Origin of the sequence: Desulfovibrio legallii (genome assembly GCF_900102485.1) — a bacterium.
GTDB lineage: Bacteria > Desulfobacterota > Desulfovibrionia > Desulfovibrionales > Desulfovibrionaceae > Desulfovibrio > Desulfovibrio legallii_A.
The window spans coordinates 1-4,316 of the sequence record NZ_FNBX01000031.1; the positions used below are offsets into that span (position 1 = coordinate 1).

Annotated in this window: 6 protein-coding genes and 1 pseudogene; 6 read left to right on the forward strand and 1 reads right to left on the reverse strand. The window is 45.8% G+C overall.

What is annotated here, in order from left to right; all coding sequences use genetic code 11:
• Positions 1-119, reverse strand: a pseudogene (locus BLS55_RS12445) (IS256 family transposase); the annotation flags it as partial.
• A gap of 109 nt (positions 120-228) precedes the next feature.
• On the opposite strand from BLS55_RS12445, the gene BLS55_RS11685 reads away from it, so the two are divergent.
• The 6 genes from BLS55_RS11685 to BLS55_RS11985 form a co-directional block, all read left to right on the forward strand.
• Entirely contained in the window at positions 229-672 is a 444-nt protein-coding gene (locus tag BLS55_RS11685; RefSeq protein WP_143339574.1) for a methyltransferase C-terminal domain-containing protein, read from the forward strand.
• 15 nt (positions 673-687) lie between these two features.
• On the forward strand, positions 688-1,377 hold the full coding sequence (locus BLS55_RS11690) for an acyltransferase (protein ID WP_092155408.1): 690 nt from the start codon (positions 688-690) through the stop codon (positions 1,375-1,377).
• A 1-nt stretch (position 1,378) separates the two neighbouring features.
• A complete protein-coding gene (locus tag BLS55_RS11695) occupies positions 1,379-2,263 on the forward strand; it encodes a GDP-mannose 4,6-dehydratase (RefSeq protein WP_092155411.1) in 885 nt (294 codons plus the stop codon).
• Positions 2,247-3,527, forward strand: a complete 1,281-nt coding sequence (locus BLS55_RS11980; RefSeq protein ID WP_143339575.1) for a hypothetical protein — start codon at positions 2,247-2,249, stop codon at positions 3,525-3,527. The genes BLS55_RS11695 and BLS55_RS11980 overlap by 17 nt, the downstream gene beginning before the upstream one ends.
• 87 nt (positions 3,528-3,614) lie before the next feature.
• Positions 3,615-3,992 carry an ATP-binding cassette domain-containing protein gene (locus BLS55_RS11700; RefSeq protein WP_218970752.1) on the forward strand — a complete coding sequence of 126 codons (378 nt, stop codon included), beginning with the start codon at positions 3,615-3,617 and terminating at the stop codon, positions 3,990-3,992.
• Positions 3,993-4,091: 99 nt separating this feature from the next.
• The coding region (locus tag BLS55_RS11985) for a transposase (protein WP_180365465.1) at positions 4,092-4,316 on the forward strand (225 nt) is incomplete at its 3' end.

Below are 4,316 nucleotides of genomic sequence, written 5' to 3' on the forward strand. Positions count from 1 at the left end.
CCGTTCAGCGTTTCTTCAACGCTCTGCCGGACAACCTCGGACACATGTGACCGTAATTCCTGCTCATCCACTGCGATAACCGGAACTTTCTTTTTCTCAAGCTCCTTGATACCTTTCATCCGTAGCCCTCCTTGTTGCTTGGGTGGTTTTGCTTAACCAAAGCCTAACCAACTTGGCGGGCTACTTCCATTTTTTAAATGTGCGAAAAATACCGTACGTTATCCCTTTGTGAGCAATAGGTCTGTCATTGAATGGCTGTTGCGGCAAGAGGAAGAAATGCAGCTGGCAACTGTTGCTCCCTATGTAGCTTTTGCGGAACGGATGCGCAACCATCGGCAAAACCTTCGCGACCTGCTCAACGCGCTGGTTGCTGACGGAAAAAAAATTCTTGGCTACGGCGCCAGCACAAAAGGCAATGTGCTGCTGCAATATTGCGGCATAGGGGTGGAACATCTCCCCTGCATAGCCGAAGTGAACGAAGATAAATTCGGCGCATACACTCCAGGCACAAACATTCCTATTGTTTCTGAGGCAGAAGCACGGGCCATGAAGCCAGATTATTTTTTTGTTTTGCCTTGGCATTTTAAGGCAGGCATTTTGGAGCGTGAGAAAAATTTCCGTGAGCAGGGCGGAAAGTTTATTTTCCCATTGCCTGAGATTGAAATTCACTAAGTTGTCGCGGCAGGTATGAAAGACCTCAGTTTCTGCAAAAAATTCACAATACTGTTGCGCCCCCAAAAGGTATTGGCAATGAGGCTGACCGTAAAGAAGACGTTAAAAAAAGTATTGACTTTTTTGGGACTCCTTGCCGTTGCGAAACTGATTTTGAGAATCGTTCGGTCTGCAATCGAACGTATCCGGCTTTCTTTTTTTGCTTTTCCATGGTATCTTCATAATTATATAGTCGCTTATATCCCATGGCATTTTTTACGCATTCTAAGTTGCAAGCATCTTCTTGGCGTAAAAATTGGTAAAAACGTCTTTATCCATCTTGGCGTCATGTTTGTTGGCGATATAACTATTGGCGCGCACTGCGTTATTGGGCGCAATTGCTATTTGGGTGGCCCAATTAAAATTGGCGAAAATGTATCCATAACAGCCGGCACCTATATGTTTGCATCAACACACATTAAAGATAGTCCTTCTTTTGAAGGATATTATGACGCAATAGTCATAAACGATTATGCATGGCTTGGCGCACGATCCATGGTCTTGCCCGGGGTTTCCATAGGGAAAGGTGCTGTTTTGGGCGCGCAATCAACCTTGACAAAAAATATTCCGGATTTTGCAGTTTATGCGGGTTCACCTGCGAAAGAAGTAGGAAAAAGAAGCCAAGCTCTTGAATATGAATTAAACTACTTTGCCCCCTTCAACTAATATGCTTCATGCTGTTATTTTTGGCCACACAGGTCAAGATGGTTACTACCTTTCCCGCATGTTGCTGGACAAAGGAATCCAGGTGCAGGGGTGTTCACGCACGCAAACAGATTGTGATATAAGCAACTTTGAAAAAGTTCAGAATTGCATTCGCACAGCAAATCCAGATTATATTTTTCATTTAGCCGCGAACTCTACAACACGGCACGATGCTCTTTTTGACAATCATGCCGCAATTGCAACTGGCACGAGCAACATCCTTGAGGCAGCGCGTTTACACGCGCCCCATGCGCGTATTTTTATAGCTGGCTCTGCAATGCAGTTTTTTAACAACGGGCAACCCATTGATGAAACAACGGCATTTGCGCCAACTTCCCCCTACGCAACCGCCCGAATCTATGCCACATACCAGGCGCGCTACTACAGATCCGCATTTGGCCTCAAGACATATGTGGGCTATTTTTTTAACCACGACAGCCCCTTGCGCACAGAAGCACATGTAAACCAAAAAATTGCCCAAGCTGCCATGCGTATAGCTGCGGGCAGTAATGAAAAATTACTTTTGGGCAACATATCGGTTCGTAAAGAGTTTATGTTTGCAGCGGACGCTGTGGCCGCAGCGTGGGCGCTCATAAATCAGGATAGTATCTTTGAAGCTGTTATTGGCACCGGGCAAGACTACAGTATTGAAGATTGGGTTGCCCAATGTTTTTCGTGCGTTGGTTTGACTTGGCAGGATCATGTACTCTTGCGTGAAAAGTATACCCCAGAGTACACGCGTCTTGTTTCCAACCCTGCCCGCATACATACTTTAGGCTGGCGTCCGCAGTTTTCTTTTAACGCGCTGGCGCGCATCATGGTGAAAAAAGATGATTGCTGTCTGTGAGCTGAACTGTAAAAATACAAGCCATGAAACCCCCAATTTGGGATTTATTTATGGACTCTTGCAGGCATATCCTACAGAGCAAATTTTATTTTTTGCACACAGTAGTCATTGGGATGTTCTGAAAAAAAATGCCAATGAAAAGTCATTAGATACTACAAGAGTCTTGTTTCAATCCATCATTCCCTACCCAAAAACATCGCCACTCGCCTTACTGTGGAATTTTTTTCTTATAACATATATTTTTTATAGAATACGGAGCCTTGAAGTGCGAACTGTTTTATTTTTGTCAGCATCCTCTGCGCAACATTATATTATTAAATTTTTTGTAGATAAGATTAAATATACGCTGAAAACATGTGCCATTGTTTTACACGGCACGCTGGACACGCTGGCTGTCCCCAATTTTACAATAACGCAACATGCTGTGATAGAATCCTCAAAACATAAGAGCCTATTTGCTAAGATTTTAGCATGCAGCATTCGAGATCTCCCCCAAAAGGTATACTCGAAGGTATACTCAAAAGTAACATTCTACACTAAAAAAATATCACTACATTTAGCTGTAAATATTGACTTAAAAAAAAGTATTCTTTATAAAAATTCACACGCTATAAAATACATCGTACTGGCGCAGCACATACAAGATAAATTGAGTCATTACATAGATACTACAAACATGCAGGTGCATGTCTTGACATTGCCAGCCGTTTTTGCGCGTCCTTGTGCGGCTGCCCCAAACCAATTTTTAAAAATTGCTATTTTTGGCTATGGGCACTCGGCCATGCTGTATCGCTTGAATGTCGCCTTGGCGAAATGCGATATCCAGAAGGACTATGAAATTCGTATCATCGGCATGGATGGCAGTGCCACAGAAGCTTTTTCGCATGTTACGCATCCCATAAATCGCGTTCTAAAGCGCACTGAAATGGAAGCCCTTGCGAGCGATATAGATATGTTTCTGATACTATATGAAAAGGAACGCTATATTCTTTCGTGTAGCGGTTCAATTATTGAGGCTCACTCATATGTGAAGCCAGTTTTATATTTAGATAACCCTTGTATAAATGCTTTTAATCCGCCAGAAAATCCGGTCGGCATTGCGTGCGCGAACATAGATGAAATGGCAACAACCTTGACTGAAATAATAAATAATTTTGAAGAGTTTCGTCCAACACTTCAAAAGTTCAAATCTAACATGCTTGCGCAACGCGACAAGATCGATATCAGAAATAATCTGGAAACCCTGCGCGCCATCGTTGGATAACCTGTCTCGAACTGAGGCATATGAACATAGCCATTATTCTCGCCAGGGGAGGGTCAAAGCGTATTCCTCATAAAAAGTGCGGCAGTTTTGCGAAAACCCCCTGCTGGCCGCCAGCAGGCTCCGTTTGAGGAGCGGTACGTCCAACATGAAGGCAGCAGCGCCCACGCCCAGGCCCTGCCGCGCACTGATGCGGCTATGGCGCAGGAATGCCCCCTGCGTAAAGAACTGCGCCTGGAGGACGTCTCCTTCCGCTATCCCAACACTGCAGAGGGCAAGCCCGATGCCCTGCGCCACTTGCATATTCGCATCCCGCGCGGGAGCATGGTGGGCTTTGTAGGCCCCTCCGGCGCGGGCAAAAGCACCATTGTGGGCCTGCTGACCGGGCTTTCCCCCCCACCGATGGGCAGATGCTGGTGGACGGCCAGGTATGGACGACGCCCTGCGCGAGGGCTGGATCCGCGATAACGTACGGTATTTTTCGCACATTTAAAAAATGGAAGTAGCCCGCCAAGTTGGTTAGGCTTTGGTTAAGCAAAACCACCCAAGCAACAAGGAGGGCTACGGATGAAAGGTATCAAGGAGCTTGAGAAAAAGAAAGTTCCGGTTATCGCAGTGGATGAGCAGGAATTACGGTCACATGTGTCCGAGGTTGTCCGGCAGAGCGTTGAAGAAACGCTGAACGGTCTGCTGGATGCCGAAGCGGAAGCATTGTGCCAGGCCAAGCGCTATGAACGCAATGCACAGCGGGCCAGCACTCGTGCTGGTTATTATGGGCGGTCTTTACAAACC

Excerpts from the sequence above, each read along its gene's own strand:
- BLS55_RS11980 (WP_143339575.1), top strand. The coding sequence starts at position 2,247 with ATGATTGCTGTCTGTGAGCTGAACTGTAAAAATACAAGCCATGAAACC.
- BLS55_RS11695 (WP_092155411.1), top strand. The coding sequence starts at position 1,379 with ATGCTTCATGCTGTTATTTTTGGCCACACAGGTCAAGATGGTTACTAC.
- BLS55_RS11690 (WP_092155408.1), top strand. The coding sequence starts at position 688 with ATGAAAGACCTCAGTTTCTGCAAAAAATTCACAATACTGTTGCGCCCC.